The organism is Vibrio sp. VPAP30, from assembly GCF_001188205.1.
Classification (GTDB): Bacteria; Pseudomonadota; Gammaproteobacteria; order Enterobacterales; family Vibrionaceae; genus Vibrio; species Vibrio bivalvicida.
In genome coordinates, this window is the sequence record NZ_LBLS01000035.1 from 63895 (window position 1) to 82262 (window position 18368).

Below are 18368 nucleotides of genomic sequence, written 5' to 3' on the forward strand. Positions count from 1 at the left end.
AAAAGGGGCATCGTGCCCCTTTATGAAATTAGTTAGAAAAAAGAACAGTAGAGCCGTGGCTTAAACTAGTGAGTAGCAGTGTCTTGCCATTAACAATATCAATTCGTCGGCTCTGCTGAGCGTCCATCTTAAAGATTTGAGTAATAAGGTCTAATTGCTCTTTAGTAAAGTCTTTGCTTTGAGCGGAAGAAACATCTTTAAACTCGGTTGGGGAGACCAATAAGTAGTTGTCGCTGATATCCCACTCTCCAGTTTCAGAAATATTGATAACACTCTCTGTTTTGGCGTTGTATGGATATAGACGTACGGTAGCAACACGAATATATGTATTGTTCGGCAAATACTTTACGTTTGAAACCACATCGACTTTGCGAAGTGAGCCTACAGATTTTTCTTGAAGCGGCTCCGTGATGACAGTAACCATTTTAGATTGCCACTCTTTTGAAGTGAGCACCTGTTCAACCTTTAAGTCACTTCCCCAGTACAACCAAGCGCTAAATACGCTGGATAAAACAAGTAGGCTAGCTGCAATTTTTTGATTCATCAGGTCAACTCCTACTGGCAAACTTTACTGAGATCTTTTTGCTCTGCGAAGATGCGCAGAGTGATGTTTTCCCCTGAATTATCCAAAGAGTGGATGTAGTTCAGGATAAGCTGGTTGTTCTGACCGCCCGTAGCGATGACTTCGACTGGTGCTAGCTCATCGAGGTGTGTTTCATTGTATTTTTTCACACACTGCTCAATAGAAGGATACCACTTGCTTAAGTCTGGGTGGTTCACTGGGGCTTTGACTACTGTGTTATCAAATACAGCGAGCTGTCTAAACTTTGACTCCGCAGGGTTCGTAAACAAGATGACATATAATGGAATTAGTATCGCCCACACTACCAGTAGCTTAGATGTAAGAGAGGTCTTCTTTTTGGTTGAAGTTTGGCTCTCGGTAATCTCACTGACTGTACTAATTGGTTTTGCAACCGATGGCGTTTCGTTTGTCTCTTCAGTTTTGTTTTGCTCTGGAGTTTCTATAACATTCAGCTCTGAGCTTTCCTCTGTGAGCGTTTCTCCGCTCATCAAGGTGGTTGCACGTTCCACAGAACAAATCAGTTGATAACCGCGCTTTGGCACCGTTTTCACAAACATTGGTGACTTTGTTGAGTCTTTGAGTAGCTTTCGCAGTGTAGAGATCGCCTGAGTTAAGCTTGAGTCATCAACCTCGAAACCTTGCTTACGCCAGACAAAGTCATGCAGGTCGTTACGAGAAACGATTTCACTTGGTTTCTCACACAGTAACAGCAGAATACGGCTTTCGTTACTACCTAAACGAATTAGCTCGTTGTTGTTCTCTTTATCGACGAGAGAGTTGGTGTTTGGGTCAAAGGTAAACCTGTTATCAAGATTAAACTTAGTACCTATGTTACTCATTAATTGCGGCCACTATATTAGAGGTTTCAGACAGTTAAGTTGTTAAAGCGCTCAATACAACTAACTTAATCAAAATCAGTTTATATTTTTTGAGTTTTTGGCGTGGTGAAGGATAGTCAAAATAAAACAAAAAAAACACTGTTTTTATGATTATTGACCTTGAATTTACATTTGTCACCCTCATGTTAATTGGCAGATTAAGGCCAAAATAAACATTGTCATTATGAATGTATTGGCTTGATAAGTATAGAACTTATGGAGTTATCATGAGCGAAACAGCAACACAAAACAAAGAAACTCGTGGCTTTCAGTCAGAAGTAAAACAATTACTTCACCTTATGATTCATTCTCTTTACTCAAACAAAGAGATTTTTCTGCGCGAGCTGATTTCTAATGCGTCTGACGCTTCTGACAAACTGCGCTTTCAAGCACTGTCAAACTCTGAGCTTTACCAAGGTGATGCCGACCTAGGGGTAAAGCTTAGTTTCGATGAAGAGGCAAATACGCTAACGATTTCGGACAATGGTATTGGTATGAGCCGCGATGATGTTATTGAACATCTAGGCACCATTGCTAAATCTGGCACCGCTGAATTCTTCTCTAAACTGTCTGAAGACCAATCGAAAGACTCGCAGTTAATTGGTCAATTTGGTGTTGGCTTCTACTCGGCATTTATCGTCGCAGACGCCGTAACGGTTCGCACTCGAGCTGCCGGTTTAGATTCTCAACAAGCGGTTCAATGGCACTCTTCGGGCGAAGGTGAATATACCATTGAAACCATCCAAAAAGAGACTCGCGGTACAGATATCATTCTCCATATGCGCGATGAAGGTAAAGAGTTCCTTAATGAGTGGCGTTTACGTGAAGTTATCAGCAAGTACTCTGATCACATCGGCATTCCCGTAGCGATTCTAACCGCTGAACGTGATGAAGAAGGTAAAGAAACTGGTGAGAAGAAGTGGGAGCAAATTAACAAAGCTCAGGCACTTTGGACGCGTAACAAAACTGATATTTCAGAAGAAGAGTACCAAGAGTTTTATAAGCACGTATCGCATGACTTCGCCGATCCATTGGTATGGAGTCACAACCGCGTAGAAGGTAAGAACGACTACACAAGTTTGCTGTACATCCCAGCGAAAGCGCCATGGGACATGATGAATCGTGACCACAAATCAGGTCTTAAACTGTACGTGCAGCGTGTGTTTATCATGGATGACGCAGAGCAGTTCATGCCATCTTACCTGCGGTTCGTTCGCGGCTTAATCGATTCGAATGATCTGCCACTTAATGTGTCACGTGAAATCTTGCAAGACAACAAGGTAACGCAATCTCTACGTAACGCTTGTACTAAGCGGGTTCTTACCATGCTTGAGCGAATGGCGAAGAACGACGAAGAGAAGTACCAATCATTCTGGAAAGAGTTTGGTTTGGTGCTAAAAGAAGGTCCAGCTGAAGATATGAGCAACAAAGAGAAAGTTGCTGCATTACTTCGTTTTGCATCTACCGAATTCGATTCTGCTGAACAAACAGTTGGCTTAGCGTCATACGTTGAGCGTATGAAAGAAGATCAAGATAAGATCTTCTACCTGACCGCAGATAGCTACGCAGCAGCTAAGAACAGCCCTCACTTAGAGCAGTTCAAAGCGAAAGGCATTGAAGTTATTCTGATGTTTGACCGTATTGATGAGTGGCTAATGAATTATCTTACTGAGTTTGATGGTAAGCAGTTCCAGTCAATCACTAAAGCGGGCCTTGATCTGAGCAAGTTTGAAGACGAAGCAGAAAAAGAGAAGCAAAAAGAGACGGAAGAAGAGTTCAAATCTGTTGTTGAACGCACAAAAGATTATTTAGGCGATCGCGTTAAAGAAGTCCGTACTACCTTTAAGTTAGCAACAACGCCTGCGGTCGTAGTTACTGACGATTTCGAGATGGGCACACAAATGGCGAAGCTGCTTGAAGCGGCAGGTCAAGCAGCTCCTGAGGTAAAATACATCTTTGAAATCAACCCGGAGCATGAGCTAGTTAAGCAAATGGCCGATGAAGCCGACGAAGAAGCTTTCGGTCGTTGGGTCGAGGTACTGCTTGGTCAAGCTATGTTAGCTGAACGTGGTTCGATGGAAGATCCATCTCAGTTCTTAGGCGCAATTAACACCCTTTTGACTAAGGGCTAATAGTTTAAAACCGTCAAAAAGCTCGCATTTTGCGGGCTTTTTGATTTATTTGCGTTAATCGTGAATAAAAACGCGCGAAGTTGCAGGCTTGTGTGAGTGTTTAAGCATTCTTTAGTCGTAATTAGCGCTTTGGTTTGAAATTGTATGATAGAATGCAATCTTGAAACCAAATGAGCAGGCGTGTAATGTGCACGCCTGCTTTATTGTTAACTGTAGAACAGTTATACCGAAACTTACCGTGAGTCCAAGACATGTTCATGTGGTAACGCCATAGTGAGCTTCGGTATAAATCATCATTATCTTAAGAGGATTCAACATGCGCATCATTCTTCTAGGTGCTCCAGGTGCAGGTAAAGGCACACAAGCAAATTTCATCATGGAAAAATACGGTGTTCCGCAAATCTCTACTGGTGACATGCTACGTGCTGCTATCAAGGCAGGTACAGAGCTTGGCAAACAAGCTAAAGCTGTTATCGACGCTGGTCAGCTAGTTTCTGATGAAATCATCCTTGGTCTAATCAAAGAGCGTATTGCTCAAGATGACTGCGAAAAAGGTTTCCTACTTGATGGCTTCCCACGTACGATTCCTCAGGCTGACGGCCTGAAGGAAATGGGCGTAGACGTAGATTACGTGATTGAATTCGATGTTGCTGACGACGTGATTGTTGAGCGTATGGCTGGTCGTCGTGCTCACTTACCTTCTGGCCGTACTTACCACGTTGTTTATAACCCGCCTAAAGTTGAAGGCAAAGATGACGTAACAGGTGAAGAGCTAGTTGTACGTGACGATGACAAAGAAGAGACAGTACGTGCTCGTCTAGGTGTGTACCACGAGCAAACAGCACCGCTAATCTCTTACTACGGTAAAGAAGCTGAAGCCGGTAATACTAAGTACCTTAAGTTCGACGGTACTAAGCAAGTTGCTGAAGTTAGTGCAGATATCGAGAAAGCGCTAGCATAAATAGCTAACTGCGAATTTTGAAAATTTGTTATAGTGAAGCGATCCTCTTTGGGGTCGCTTTTTTTATGCTCTTAGTTTGATCCAATTCTGAGATAGGTACGTAGAGAGCCTTTTTAGTGTCGATAGGAAGCTATGCAAAATAACAAAAAACAAGGTGTACTACTCGTTAACTTAGGTACGCCAGATGAAGCAACCGCTCCTGCGGTTAAGCGCTTTTTAAGTCAGTTTCTTCATGATAAACGTGTCGTCGATATGACACGTTGGCTATGGTGTCCAATTTTGCATGGTGTGATTTTGCCTATTCGCGCTCCCAAAGTAGCGAAGTTGTATCAAAGCGTTTGGATGGAAGAAGGCTCTCCACTTCTTGTTTACTCAAAGAAGCAAGTTGAGAAGCTCAGAGAGCAGGTTGATATTCCGGTTGAGTTAGGCATGACTTATGGAAATCCAAGTCTTAAATCTGGCTTAGAAGCCCTGCTTGCACAAGGAGTCGAGGACGTTATCGTATTGCCTCTTTACCCTCAGTACTCGGGAACCACGACGGCAGCAGTATCCGATGGTTTAACGAACGCGTTTAAGCAACTACCAATGATACCGAGCTACCAGTTTATTAGTGACTATCACCAACACCCACTGTATATCAAGGCGCTGGCTGAAAGTGTAAAACGCTCTTGGCAAGAAAACGGCAAAGGGGATTACCTGCTTTGTTCGTACCACGGTATACCTAAGCGCTATGCGGACAACGGTGATATTTATCCTCAGCATTGCGATCGAACTACAACTCTTCTTGCCCGAGAGTTAGGCTTAGCTCCTAACCAGATCGGTATGACTTATCAATCTCGTTTTGGTCGCGAGGAGTGGCTGCAACCTTATACAGATAAAACTCTTGAGAAACTGCCGGGTAAAGGTATCAAAAAGCTTGATATTTTGGCACCTGCCTTTTCTGTTGATTGCCTTGAAACATTGGAAGAACTCTCTGAGCAATGCAGAGAGCTGTATGTGGAGCACGGCGGTGAGAAGTTTACCTACATTCCTTGCCTAAATGATGATGAACTCCACATTCAAATGATGGCTGAGTTGATTACTCGTCATTAATTAATGGCAAATTTCCATTTTTTTTAGGGTCGCTAAAGCGGCCTTTTTTGTGCCTTGTGAAATTTGGCGTAACGTCAAATTCTCAGTATTACTCGTAAGCAACGCATTTTTCAGTTAATCGCCAGCGCGATGTTTTGGTGATCAAGATCAGATTATTATTATTGGAAAACAACCAAAAGCTAAAAGTAGTGTGAGTTGGCTACTGTTAATGTGGTCAATACTAGATTATCGAGTGATATTGATCACCAAAATTGGCTTTATTATTTTTTGTGTTTTTACAAGTATATGAATATTAAGAGTTAAATTTCTTTTTCATTTTTCACAGTGAAGTGTGTCGCACAAGAAATGGATTAATTTTTTATCGTGAATTAAATCCGACATTATGACTGCCAAGCCAGGGAGGCACCCCAATTTTGCGGTTAACGGTAAAGAAATACCAAGATATAACCGCAACACATTTTAGTATTAAAGGCAGAATACAATGAAAAAATTACTGACTCTTAGCGCACTTTCTCTTGCTTTTGCATCAACAGCGTACGCGGGTTCTTCTTACGTAACAGGTAACGTTCAATTCCATAGCGAAAATAAAAATCCAAACGCGACTTCAACGCTTGAAGCTGGCCATACATTTGATACAGGCACAACGCTACTAACTGAGTTTGACGGTATTTCAATCGGCAGCTACGAAGGTGAGTTTAACGAGGGTAAAGGGACTACGCCTTATATCACACTGGGTATCGAGCAAAGCTATTCAATCAATGACAACTTATGGGTTGCAGCAGGTTACCACCACTTATTGAACAATGGTGAAACTGTGCAAAACCGTCCACTAGTGAAAATCGGCTACAACTTCGACAATGGTCTTGCGCTAAGTAATCGTACTCGTTACCACAACGTTAAGAACAGCGACAACGATCAGCTACGTTTTGATAACCGTATTGGTTACGCAGTAGGGGATATGCCTCTTACACTCGCGTACAACAACGTTTACGTACGCAGCGATGAAGCCGAGAACACTATGGACCATGAGTTTCGCGCTACTTGGACTCGTGAAGGTGTACAACCATACTTTGAGTTGCGTAGCCAAGGTCATGGCGCGAAAAATCTAGATGGTTCAGATAAGAAAGAGAACACTGCATTCGTATTCGGTGCTTCTTACGGCTTCTAATCAACTCTAGATCTACTGTCCTAGATTAAGGCCCAGATTTTGCTGGGCCTTACCCGTTTTATGCGGTTTTGATTGGGGTGCAGAAACGTTCTATTCCTTGCCAAAGTATGCTGTTTGGCATGTGTATATACTCTATGTTTGACAAGGCATCCTTCCATAGGTCCAAACAAGCCGCTTGCTTATTGGTGCTAGAATAATGTGCTAATACTTGCTTTGAAGGAATACTAATAGTGAGCGCGGCGGTCGCTTTTAAATAGCTACTTAAATACTGTTCGGTATTGTTCTTATTGCGGCTAATGTTTGCTTGCAGCATTAATATCAAGGCGTTGCTCGGTATTTCCGCGACATATTCTCTTTGCAACATTTGCAGACTTTTCTCGATGTCCCCTGAGCGATAGGTGAGGAGAGCCAACAACATATGCAGCTCTGGAGAGGGGGTTGGCGTGCTCTGTTTAACTTTATCAATCCACTGACGCAATACATCAGAAGGCTGATCGCTAAACAGCAGTTCCCGAGTATAAAAACTGATTTCAGCACCACTCATCTTTTGGTCAATTAGCTTATCAAATGCAGTTTCTGACATTTGGCTTAGGGATGTTTTCAGCTTTTTCTTAATCTTGATGATGGGAGTAGGCAACTTAAAATATTCAGTTAAATCAGAGTTGAGTTGGTTGACAGCCTTTACTAACTTGTTGTTTTCCAGTGTATACAGATTACGCCAAGCAACACGCGCAGAGGCAGAGTGATAAAGGATGGCCTCTAGCTTATCCGTTGTTCCCGTGTCCTTTATAAGGTTAAAGGTTAGCTTATAATCCGAATCACTAAGAGCATCTGAGCCCGGAAAACTAGGGTGTTCGCTTAAACTCATTAAGTAGTAACTAGGGGAACGCATATTTGCTAAATGAATATAAGGCGAATGGCTATAGGCATGTAGCAACAAAACTTTGAGCTTGAGTGCGTCGTCTTGCATTGATTGTCGCGATGAGGATATCTGATCGAGCAACAGCCTAACCTGAGGAACATATAATGCTTGATCCTTTGCTTCGACCTTAACGTCGAAGAATGAATTTACCACGATGGTTAATGCGAGTAAGCTAGTAATAGCCAGAGTGGAAATCCAGAGCAAGAGTTTCGATGGTTTGAACTTAGCTTTGCTTGTTACCGGAGATTGATCGTCAGATATCGGTTCCGAGCTCTTTGATTCGATCAGTTGTACATGGCTTTTGGGAATGTAGTAGCCCCGTTTCGGGTAGGTCACGATAAGCTTTGTTGAATCAATCTCTGGGACGTTTTCTCGTAATAAGTTACGCAGTAAACTAATACGATTGGTCACAACATTCTTTGAAATGTATTGATTTTCCCATACTTGTTCGATGAATTGCTCAATTGAGGTTGGTTCACCCACATTAGATAATAACACTTCCAGTAAGGCGATGTTACGAGGTTCTAGTGCAACCTCATCAATGCCATTGGTTAGCGTTTTATGCGTAGGGTCGTAAATTAGGTGAGCAATGGCGATATTTTTGCCGTTTTGCTTAGCTTGAGCGAGTAAGTTCATACGAGTACCGGGTGAGCGGAGTGACGCCGCGCATTCTACAAAAATATTCTTCCGACTTATAGATCTCTTCATAAGTAAATGTTGTTGTATTATTTTTGAGAAACTCGATGCGTTACAAGTTTATCAACAATGGTTTTGTTTTCAGCATCCGTCGTTGTCAAGACGTCGTCAAGTTGATGGGAAAGCTATCTGAGTAAGGGAAATAATGCGAAAAACAAAAGTGAATGTAGTTACATTTGATGTGATTTTAGATCTATGTCTATGATTTTATTCAGTAGTTCATTGCACTTTAACTCATCGAAGTGAGTTAAAGTGCTCTAGGTATAGACTTACAGAATCCGTTATTTATTGCCTTGGTAGTGGCGGTATTCAAACACCTGTCCTTCCTCATTGAAGGCATAGACAGAGTACTCATCTTTCTTATCGCCATACTCCATGCCCGGTGACCCCATTGGCATCCCGGGAACAGCGAGCCCTTTAGCATTGCGTGGCGGATTTTCTAAGAAAGCTTTAATATCTTCGGCTGGAATATGGCCTTCAAAGACGTAGCCATCTATTTCGGCGGTATGACAAGAAGCGAGTTCTGGTTTAATGCCAAGTTTCTGCTTAATGGGATTCATGTTTTCATGTAACCTCTCATCGACATTAAATCCTGCTTCTTGCATATGTTTAGTCCACTCTGTACAACAACCACAATAGGGTGATTTATGGTTGATAACATCTGCCGCTAACGCTGGGCCAGAAAGCAGTGCTAGGGTTGTCAAAGCTAGAAATTTTCCATTCATAGTGACCTCTCAGAAGTTTTATATAATCTTAAACGGTTGGCGTTACTGACCACCGTAATGGATGATAAAGCCATTGCTGCACCCGCGATAACAGGGCTGAGCAAAAAGCCAAAAGCTGGGTAAAGCACTCCAGCAGCGACTGGGATGCCTAGTGAGTTATAGATGAACGCACCAAACAGGTTCTGTTTCATGTTACGTAGAGTCGCTTTAGACAATTCAATGGCCTTGATTACGGATACAGGCGATGAGTTGAGTAAGGTAATTTGCGCGCTTTCAATCGCGACGTCGCTGCCGCTACCCATGGCAACGCCGATATCAGCTAAAGCGAGAGCAGGAGCATCGTTGACGCCATCACCAATCATGGCAACGTTACGGCCTTCACTCTGAAGTTGTTCAATATGGCTCGCTTTCTGATCTGGCAATACTTGAGCGATGATGCGTTCAATACCTAACTGAGTCGCGATTGCTTGTGCGACGGATTGGTTGTCTCCAGTGAGCATGACGGGTGTGATACCCATTGCTTTTAACATGGAAACCGTTTGTTTAGCGTCTTCTTTAATCGGATCGGCAATGGCGATAGTGCCGACGACTTCAGAGTTAACCGCGATAACAACCGGAGTCCAAGCATAGTCTAAGTAACGACGGATTTCAGCGTCTATTGAGGACATCTCCCACGATTGCGCCTGAGCATAGTTAAGTGAGACAATCGCAATTTCTCCCTGCTGAGACTGGGCAAAGACACCCTGCCCACGGCGATTCTCAAAGCTCTCTACATCAACGAGAGTGAGCTGTTTCTCTTTGGCTTGATTAACGATGGCTTTAGCTAATGGATGTTCTGAGTGTTTTTCAATAGATGCAGCTAATGCGAGTAAGTTATCAATGTCATTGGAAACAGAGTGAATAGCTTGAACTTGTGGCTTACCTTTGGTCAGGGTTCCGGTTTTATCAAATACAACCGTATCTATTTTGCTTGCTGACTGAAGGACATCGGCATCTTTGATCAAAATTCCCATCTCGGCAGCTTTACCTATCCCAACCGTGACTGATAGCGGTGTCGCGAGCCCCAGTGCACAAGGGCAAGCAATGATCAGCACAGTGGTAGTGACCACTAACATATAACTGGCTTTAGGCTCTGGGCCAAATATAAACCACACAAGTGCAGAGATAATCGCAATGGCAACCACAACCGGTACGAATATCGATGAAATTTGGTCGGCGAGCTTGGCAATGGCTGGTTTACTGCTTTGAGCTTCTCGAACCATAGTAATGATTCGCGACAGCATGGTGTCGCTGCCAATACCAGAGGCGGTAATCACTAAACTGCCATCTTGATTGATTGTGCCTGCTGAAACCGATTCCCCTAATATTTTTAGTACCGGAATCGGTTCACCAGTGAGCATAGATTCATCCAGATAAGACTCGCCACTCTCGACCACACCATCTACGGGCACCTTCTCACCGGGTTTGACTCTTAGTTTCATGCCTAAGGTGACTTGCTCAAGCGGAATCTCACGTTCACCATCCTCAGTGACTAGAGTGGCGTTCTGCGGTTGAAGGTTTACCAAGGCTTGTAGTGAGCGAGTCGTTTTAGCTTTGGCTTTAGCTTCTATGTAGTGACCGAGTGAGATTAGTCCGATGATCATTGCACTCGCTTCAAAGTAAACGTGTCTTGAAGCAAGTGGAAACCACTCGGGGATAGTGACGACTAACATAGAAAACAACCAAGCTGCTCCGGTACCAAGCGAGACTAAGGTATCCATCGTCGCTCGTTTGTGAGTAAGCGCTTGCCATGCATTGGTAATAAAGCTTCGCCCAGCCGTAGCCAATAGCCAAAAACAGATCACACCAATGACTCCCCAAATTAGTTGGTCTTGGCTGTTGCGAATCATCATATTGCCGCCAAATACTCCCCATAGCATCAACGGAGCTCCGACAATAATGCCTGCCAACGCACTTTTTTTATGCTGTGCTTGCGCCTGTTCTTGTTGCTCAATCTGTTTTTGTTGCTGCGTTGCTGGGTCATCAATAATTTGTGCTTGATAACCTGCTTCTTTTATCGTGTTAACAAGCTCGGCTTCAATCTGCTCGCTTGGTTCTGTACTAAAAACTAACGCGCTTTGTTCTGCTAAATTGACCTGAGCTTTTTGAATGCCTTCAACAGAAATTAGAGCTTTCTCCACGGACGATACACAACTCGCACAGGTCATACCGGAAATAATTAAATGGAAGGAGTGAGCCGACACTTCTTCTGTAGGGCTGACAGGCTTATCCGCCTCGCTGTTTGAAGGCTCAATGTCATCTAATTCAATTTGCTCTTGGGTTGCTTGATAGCCAAGCGATGCAACTAACTGTGTAATTTCATCCACAGTTCGTAGGGTAGTAATGGTTAATTCTGTTTTCGAAGCTGCGAATGTGCCATTGAGTGGATCTTGTGCTAATGCCTGCTCGAGCTTTGCAATGCATTTACCACAATTTAGTCCAGCTAATAAAAAATGATATTGATTGCCTGCGAAATAACCTAACTCTTCTATCTCCTCAGCGATAGACGAGAATGAACTATCGGTCTCGAGAGAAATAAAAGTCGGTGACAGTTGGTGAATTTTTACTTGGTGATTTGCAGTAAGGGCCCGCTCAACATTGCGTGCGCATCCCATGCAGTTTAATCCTGATAAGGGGATATCAAACTTAGACATAACAACACCTCGGAAAATAGAACTATTGCTAAGCCTAAACCTTCCCTTAAGGGTAAGGTCAAGCGATGAAAGAAAAACGTCAATATTAGGTGAATCTTAAGATTGTTAGTTTAGTCGATTGCGAGAGATTTCAAACTTTTATTGGTGAAATTGTTAATACCTATAAACCAATGAAAATTTACAGTGATATGAACCGCAAAACTGCCAGTGTTAACTTACTCAACTCGTGATTAGAGTTGCTTTTGACGTTTTTGTTTATTTATGTGTGAATTTATCTTGTTGATTATTATGCCTTTATCTTGTTTTCTTTTTTTTTGATTTGAACGTGGTCAGATTATTATTTACCTCGTTTTTTGCCGCAAAAAAAGTTTGTCAACATGCCCCTGTCCATAAACATTCCCCGGAGCATGAGGTTATACATGCTCAAAGGGAACTAAGAAAAATTACCAAAATGAATAATTACTAGGGGTTAATTCTATGTCTATGTTTAAAAAGACACTACTTGGCGCAGCGGTTTCTACTGTTGTTTTAGGTTTCTCTGGCATGGCCGCCGCAGACACTAACCTAAATCACGCAGAATCTAAGTATGAACAAGGTATTTACGGTTTGATTGCTATGCAGGTTGCAAACCGCGACTACGACAACTCGCCACAAAATGAAGGTGTTCAATTCAACAACGAATCTCGTCTTGGCTGGCGCGGTACAGCGAAGTTTGATAGCTGGGAAAACTGGACATTCCTATGGCAAATCGAGTCAGGCTACGTTGATGAATCGTTTGCTGGTGAAGATGGTGGTAATGGCTACCTAGGTCGTCGTGATACGTTTGTTGGTTTTGAACATGACACCTTCGGTAAAGTGCGCTTAGGCCGCGTGTTGACTCCAATTTATGAGTTGATTGATTGGCCTGCGACTAACCCAGGTATGGGTAACGTTTGGGACTGGGGCGGAAATATTGGCGGTAACAACTTTAACGATCGCCAATCAGACACAATTCGTTGGGATACCAATGAACTATGGTCTGGATTTACCATGGATATCGCGGCGGGTGCAGGACAAGATCGCGCTGGTGGTACCGATAGCCCTAAAGCAGGAAGCAACTACTGGCATGGGATGGCGGCGCACCAACAATTCAATGGTGATTGGGGTTGGGTTCAGTTCGATCTAGCGTACGAAATGAACTACGACACAATGGAAACCAAGGATGAAAAATACTGGGATAATCAAACTTACTTAATTGGATCCCAAGGTGGATTCTCTAATGGTCTAGGCTATTTCGCTTACTACCGTATTGCTGAAGCGCAAGAAACGAAAGGTAGCGATGAAACAGAGCATTCATATTCTGTCGGTCTAACTTACAACTTCGGTGAAGGCAATAAATGGCAGGCTAAGATCGCTCACGCTGAAAACCTAGGCCTAGAAGTTGATGGCAAAGACATTGAAGGCACTAAAGATAAAGTAACGTCTATGCAGCTCATGTATTCAGTTGACACTAATGCTGTTGTATACGCACGTTACGCGATGAACGACCTAGAGAACACAGGTAAAGTAGGCGAAGGCTATCAGGGACGCTGGAAGTCAGACAGCTTTGATGAAGCATCTGTCGGTATCGAATACTGGTTCTAATATAACAATTCCACTACTTGGGCGGCAAATTGCCGCCCTTAGTCGATCTTAATCGCTTTGACGTCGAGGAAACTATGAAAAAACTAACCACTGCTTTGCTATTGGGTGCAATGACATTACCTATATGTGCCGCAGAACTTACCGTTATTGATGAAATTGAGCCTTTAGTGTTAAACGGAAAAGAGCTGACTGGTAAGGATTATCAAAGCAGCCAAGTGATTAATCTTCAACAAGGTCAGAACCAATTGCTGTTTGCACTTGATCAATTGGTTGTCGAGGATGGCCGTCGAACTAAGTTGGTGTTTCCAACTGTGGTTGTGAAATTTGATGCGACATCCTCTCCGGTGACGCTCAGTTATCCCGTATTTCGTCACGTCGACCAGGCAAAAAAATTCCGTAAGAGTTTAGACTTCTCATTGGTTGATGCGCAGGGTAAGGCCGTCGAGTATCAAGTTGATCTGTTACAGGTGAAAGGTTTTTCTCAGTTTAAAGATTACGAAGCAGTCATGGCTGAGTATAACCAAGTTGGCGGGGTCGCCTCGGTTTCCGACAATACTTCGGTGAAACCTCACGCTGACAACAGCGTGGCAAACAAGAATATTCAAACAGACGTAAAGGCAACGGCAGGTGCAACAAGCGGTTCAATTAAAACGGATTTTTTGTCTATGAGCCCCACTCAACGGCAAGAGTTTATCTCTTGGGCAGTTAAACACATCAATGAATAGATAAAACATCGTCTAGACGGATTGTAGATTTGCATATCGGTGCTAAAATAACGCGCAATTTTGGCACCATGCTCATCATGAGCTAAATGGTGCAGTCATTTAGACAATCAAGGTATTTTACATGACGGTTAAAACTCGTTTTGCTCCTAGCCCAACAGGCTACCTACACGTTGGTGGTGCTCGTACTGCACTTTACTCATGGCTTTACGCTAAAAACCAAGGTGGCGAATTTGTTCTACGTATCGAAGATACAGACCTAGAACGTAACTCTCAGGAAGCGGTAGATGCGATCCTAGAAGGTATGCAATGGATGGGTTTAGAGTGGAATGAAGGCCCTTACTTCCAATCTAAGCGTTTTGATCGTTACAACGAAATGGTTGATAAGCTGCTTGCTGAAGACAAAGCATATAAGTGTTACGCTTCTAAAGAGCTATTAGATGAAATCCGTGCTGAGCAAGAAGCGGCGAAAGAGATGCCACGCTACGATGCAAACCATCCCAAAATCGTAGCTGCAAACGCAGAAGCGAAAGAGGGTGATGCGTTTGTTGTCCGTTTCCGTAACCCGAAAGAAGGCAGCGTTGTATTTGATGACCAAATCCGTGGCCGCATCGAAATCGCTAACAGTCAACTTGATGATCTGATTATTCGTCGTACAGACGGTGCTCCAACATACAACTTTGTTGTGGTAGTGGATGACTGGGATATGGGCATTACTCATGTTGTTCGTGGCGAAGACCACATTAACAACACGCCTCGTCAAATCAACATTTATCAAGCGCTAGGTGCACCTGTACCGACCTTTGCACACTGTGCGATGATTCTTGGTGATGATGGTGCCAAGCTGTCGAAGCGTCATGGTGCGGTCTCTGTGATGCAGTACCGTGATGAAGGTTACTTACCAAATGCACTGAACAACTACCTAGTGCGTTTAGGTTGGTCTCACGGTGACCAAGAGATCTTCTCAGAGCAAGAGATGATTGATCTATTTAGCTTGAATGCAATTTCGAAATCAGCTTCGGCTTTCAATACTGAAAAGCTACTTTGGTTGAACAACCATTACATTAAGACTTCAGCTCCTGAATATGTGGCTGAGCATTTGCAATGGCATCTAGATAACCAGAACCTAAATGTAGAAAACGGCCCTGCAATCACGGAAGTGATCACCTTAGTAGGCGAGCGCTGCAATACTCTTGTTGAGCTAGCTGAGCAGATCCGTTACTTCTACGAAGACTTCTCTGAGTTTGAAGCGGGTGCAGCGAAGAAGCACCTTCGCGGCGTGGCGAAAGAGCCACTAGCATTAGCACTAGCAAAAGTTGAAGCGCTAGAAGAGTGGACGACAACCAACATCAAACAAGGCGTTATTGCAGCGGTTTGTGAAGAACTTGAAATCGGTATGGGCAAGATCGGTATGCCACTGCGTGTTGCGGTAACTGGCGGTGGTCAATCACCATCTGTTGATGCGGTAATGGAGCTAGTTGGTAAAGAGCAAGTTATCGCTCGTATTAAGATGGCACTAGAGTTTATAGCTGAGCGCGAAGCTAACGCATAACAGACTCAACGTTATTATCATAAAAGCCGCAGCAATCGCTGCGGCTTTTTTATTTCCTAAACAGAGCGTGCTCAGAAATAGCCGATACGTGACCGTCTCAATATCGAGAATTATAATGTTGCTTGGTTAATTAACTGATTATTAACAGTAAATTTTCATAGCTTGTCAGCCCTTTTGCCACCAAGGGTGAGTATCTTAGTTTATTTTCCTCTGATTTTTAGCTTACTTGATGCTGACAATTTACCTCTTTCCACGGGGTAAAAATCCCTATGGTGCCTTCGCTAGTTACAAATAGTTACGTTTGTGACGGTGAGGAACAATTGCACATTTGGAAGTGGTTTGGCGTTTGATTGGAGGCTCTTCCTTTCTAAAGAGTAGGCCTAAACGCATTGGAATTAACTATAAGAGCTTAAAAGCTAAGGATTTAATGATGAATAAACTAGCAGCGGTCATTTCGGCATCACTTCTTATTGCATCTGCCCCGACGATGGCAGAAGTCTACCTTGGCGGTAAAGTGGGTAAATCATGGTTAGATGACGCCTGTACATCGGCTACTGCCAATTGTGATGATGAAGCATCAGCGATTGGTGTCTTCGCGGGTTATCAAATGTGGGATTTCTTGTCGATTGAAGGAGGATACGATTACTTGGGCAAGTTTACAGCGGATGGACTTAGTGATGATAAAGTCGAAGCTTTTACACTTGCTCCCAAAGTAAACCTACCAATTACTGATGGCATCTCTTTGTACGGTAAATTAGGTGGCGCGTATGTTAAGTATGGTAACCAAAATGACTATTCATATATAGGTGCTGCGGGTATTGAATTTGACTCACACCAGAATGTTGCGGTACGAATTGAATACCAAACAATAACAGACATTAACAATAACCAAGTTCGTGCCATGGGGAATACTGCAACACTCGGCTTTGTCTACAAGTTTGGAGGCAGCGAACAAACAGCAGAGCCTGTGGCTGTTGTACAAGAAGAAATGGTCGAAGCGGTAGTTGAAAATCAACCTGTTGAGTCAGTCATCGTTACTAAGGTGTATGAATCTCAAACAATAGGAACAGAAAGTTTCAAACTCAATAGTACAGAGCTTAACGAAGAGAGCGTTGCTAGGTTAGATGAACTGGTGGATTTCTTAAATGACTACCCACAAGCTGAAGTTGAAGCCACGGGGTATACAGATACGTCAGGGCGTGCTGAATACAATCAAAAGGTGTCAGAAAGACGCGCTGCCGCTGTGGAAAGCGCTTTAGTTGATAAGGGCATTGATGACTCACGTATCACTGTAGAAGGGAAAGGGGAGAGCAACCCGATCGCATCAAATGAAACGCTCGAAGGTCGAGAAAAGAATCGTCGAGTGGAAATTGTAGTTCCTGCTTTTGAGTATCAAGTGGAGCAATAATTCTAACGATCACTAACAACGTAAATTAAGCCTCAACCAATGGTTGGGGTTTTGTCTTATTTATAAGACACTTAAGCCACTTATAATTGATATCGCTATATCTCACGGATTCATTTTGTGTGCTATATGCAACAGAAGTTGTGGTGGTTAAATACTATGCTAGGCTAGCGTGGTTAGTCGGCTATGTATGTAGACAACATAAACATAATGAAAAATGGGGAAGGACTCATGAAAAAGTTAGCAGTGGTAATTTCGAGTACGCTTGCATTAGCATCAATGAATGCAAACGCGGATTTTTATTTGGGTGGTAAAGTCGGTAAATCTTGGTTGGATGACGCTTGTACTTCAATTACGGCCAATTGTGACGATGATTCAATCGCAGCGGGTGTGTTAGCCGGCTACCAATTTATGGATTACCTGTCACTAGAGGCAGGTTACGATTATTTAGGTGAGTTTACCGCTGATGGGCTTGCGGACGAGAAAGTAAAAGCTTTCACCATCGCTCCTAAGCTAAACCTTTCTTTAACCGATGATATTTCTATTTACGGTAAGTTTGGTGGTGCTCGTGTTGATTACGGCAGCAAGAATGATAACTCATTTCTTGGTGCGGTTGGTTTTGAGCTAGATTCACACAAAAACGTAACCGTCCGCCTTGAATACCAGCGTCTGACTGACGTAAATAATGACTTAGTAAAAGCGGCGGTTAACTCCGCAACCCTTGGTTTTGTTTACAAATTCGGTGCAAGTGAGCAGCCAGTTTCTGAACCGTATGTGGCAGAAGAGAAAGTGGTTGAGGAAGTCGTAGAAGAGGTCGTTGTTGTTACACCGGTGCTTAAGACGTTTGAAACTAAAGTGGTTGATTCTGGTGCGTTTGCTTTAAATAGCGCTGAACTAAAGCCTGAAAGCTTGCCAATGCTAGAGGATTTGGTTCAGTTTATGACGCAGTTCCCTCAGTCTAACGTCGAAATTACCGGCTATACAGACTCTAGTGGTGCGGCTGCTTACAACCAGAAGCTCTCTGAAAAGCGTGCAAAATCGATTGAGAGTGCATTGTTAGAAGCCGGTATCGATAGGTCTCGCATTACAGCGAGTGGTGAAGGTGAGAACAATCCTATCGCATCAAATGAGACTTCTGAAGGCCGCTCTCAGAACCGCCGTGTAGAAATCGTTGTTCCAGCTTTTGAGTACGAAGCAGAATAACCACATCAGAATT

Annotated in this window: 14 protein-coding genes; 9 read left to right on the plus strand and 5 right to left on the minus strand. The window is 43.2% G+C overall.

Features of this window, described 5'->3' with window-relative positions; all coding sequences use genetic code 11:
* Window positions 1–28 precede the first annotated feature (28 nt).
* Together ZX61_RS15165 and ZX61_RS15170 are read right to left on the minus strand one after the other, a co-directional pair.
* Entirely contained in the window at window positions 29–544 is a 516-nt protein-coding gene (locus ZX61_RS15165) for a regulatory protein ToxS (protein ID WP_049845458.1), read from the minus strand.
* An 11-nt stretch (window positions 545–555) separates the two neighbouring features.
* Window positions 556–1422 (minus strand): transcriptional regulator, encoded by an 867-nt coding sequence (locus tag ZX61_RS15170; protein ID WP_049845459.1) that lies wholly within the window; start codon window positions 1420–1422, stop codon window positions 556–558.
* Window positions 1423–1688: 266 nt separating this feature from the next.
* Here ZX61_RS15170 and htpG point away from each other — a divergent pair, with 266 nt between their 5' ends.
* The 4 genes from htpG to ZX61_RS15190 all read left to right on the plus strand — a co-directional run bounded on the left by htpG (window position 1689) and on the right by ZX61_RS15190 (window position 6814).
* Window positions 1689–3593: a molecular chaperone HtpG gene (gene htpG, locus ZX61_RS15175; protein ID WP_049845460.1), complete on the plus strand. Its 1905-nt coding sequence runs from the start codon at window positions 1689–1691 to the stop codon at window positions 3591–3593.
* Window positions 3594–3909: 316 nt separating this feature from the next.
* Entirely contained in the window at window positions 3910–4554 is a 645-nt protein-coding gene (gene adk, locus ZX61_RS15180) for an adenylate kinase (protein ID WP_049845461.1), read from the plus strand.
* A 132-nt stretch (window positions 4555–4686) separates the two neighbouring features.
* On the plus strand, window positions 4687–5646 hold the full coding sequence (gene hemH, locus ZX61_RS15185) for a ferrochelatase (RefSeq protein WP_049845462.1): 960 nt from the start codon (window positions 4687–4689) through the stop codon (window positions 5644–5646).
* A 481-nt stretch (window positions 5647–6127) separates the two neighbouring features.
* Window positions 6128–6814 (plus strand): oligogalacturonate-specific porin KdgM family protein, encoded by a 687-nt coding sequence (locus ZX61_RS15190; protein WP_049845463.1) that lies wholly within the window; start codon window positions 6128–6130, stop codon window positions 6812–6814.
* Window positions 6815–6872: 58 nt separating this feature from the next.
* Here ZX61_RS15190 and ZX61_RS15195 read toward each other — a convergent pair whose 3' ends face one another.
* The 3 genes from ZX61_RS15195 to ZX61_RS15205 form a co-directional block, all read right to left on the minus strand.
* Window positions 6873–8372: a winged helix-turn-helix domain-containing protein gene (locus ZX61_RS15195; protein WP_235431343.1), complete on the minus strand. Its 1500-nt coding sequence runs from the start codon at window positions 8370–8372 to the stop codon at window positions 6873–6875.
* Between the two features lie 341 nt (window positions 8373–8713).
* The gene (locus tag ZX61_RS15200) at window positions 8714–9157 is read right to left on the minus strand and encodes a DUF411 domain-containing protein (RefSeq protein WP_049845465.1); all 444 of its coding nucleotides are present in this window, start codon (window positions 9155–9157) and stop codon (window positions 8714–8716) included.
* The gene (locus ZX61_RS15205) at window positions 9154–11850 is read right to left on the minus strand and encodes a heavy metal translocating P-type ATPase (protein ID WP_049845466.1); all 2697 of its coding nucleotides are present in this window, start codon (window positions 11848–11850) and stop codon (window positions 9154–9156) included. Before ZX61_RS15205 ends, ZX61_RS15200 begins: the two co-directional genes overlap by 4 nt.
* Window positions 11851–12327: 477 nt before the next feature.
* On the opposite strand from ZX61_RS15205, the gene ZX61_RS15210 reads away from it, so the two are divergent.
* From ZX61_RS15210 to ZX61_RS15230, 5 genes are all read left to right on the plus strand, one after another.
* Window positions 12328–13473: a porin gene (locus tag ZX61_RS15210; protein WP_049845467.1), complete on the plus strand. Its 1146-nt coding sequence runs from the start codon at window positions 12328–12330 to the stop codon at window positions 13471–13473.
* Window positions 13474–13547: 74 nt separating this feature from the next.
* On the plus strand, window positions 13548–14198 hold the full coding sequence (locus ZX61_RS15215) for a YccT family protein (protein ID WP_049845468.1): 651 nt from the start codon (window positions 13548–13550) through the stop codon (window positions 14196–14198).
* Between the two features lie 121 nt (window positions 14199–14319).
* A complete protein-coding gene (gltX, locus tag ZX61_RS15220) occupies window positions 14320–15747 on the plus strand; it encodes a glutamate--tRNA ligase (protein ID WP_049845469.1) in 1428 nt (475 codons plus the stop codon).
* 430 nt (window positions 15748–16177) lie between these two features.
* Window positions 16178–17155, plus strand: coding sequence for an OmpA family protein (locus ZX61_RS15225; protein WP_049845470.1), 978 nt, complete (start codon window positions 16178–16180; stop codon window positions 17153–17155).
* Window positions 17156–17383: 228 nt separating this feature from the next.
* Window positions 17384–18355 (plus strand): OmpA family protein, encoded by a 972-nt coding sequence (locus ZX61_RS15230; protein ID WP_049845471.1) that lies wholly within the window; start codon window positions 17384–17386, stop codon window positions 18353–18355.
* The last annotated feature ends 13 nt before the right edge of the window (window positions 18356–18368 follow it).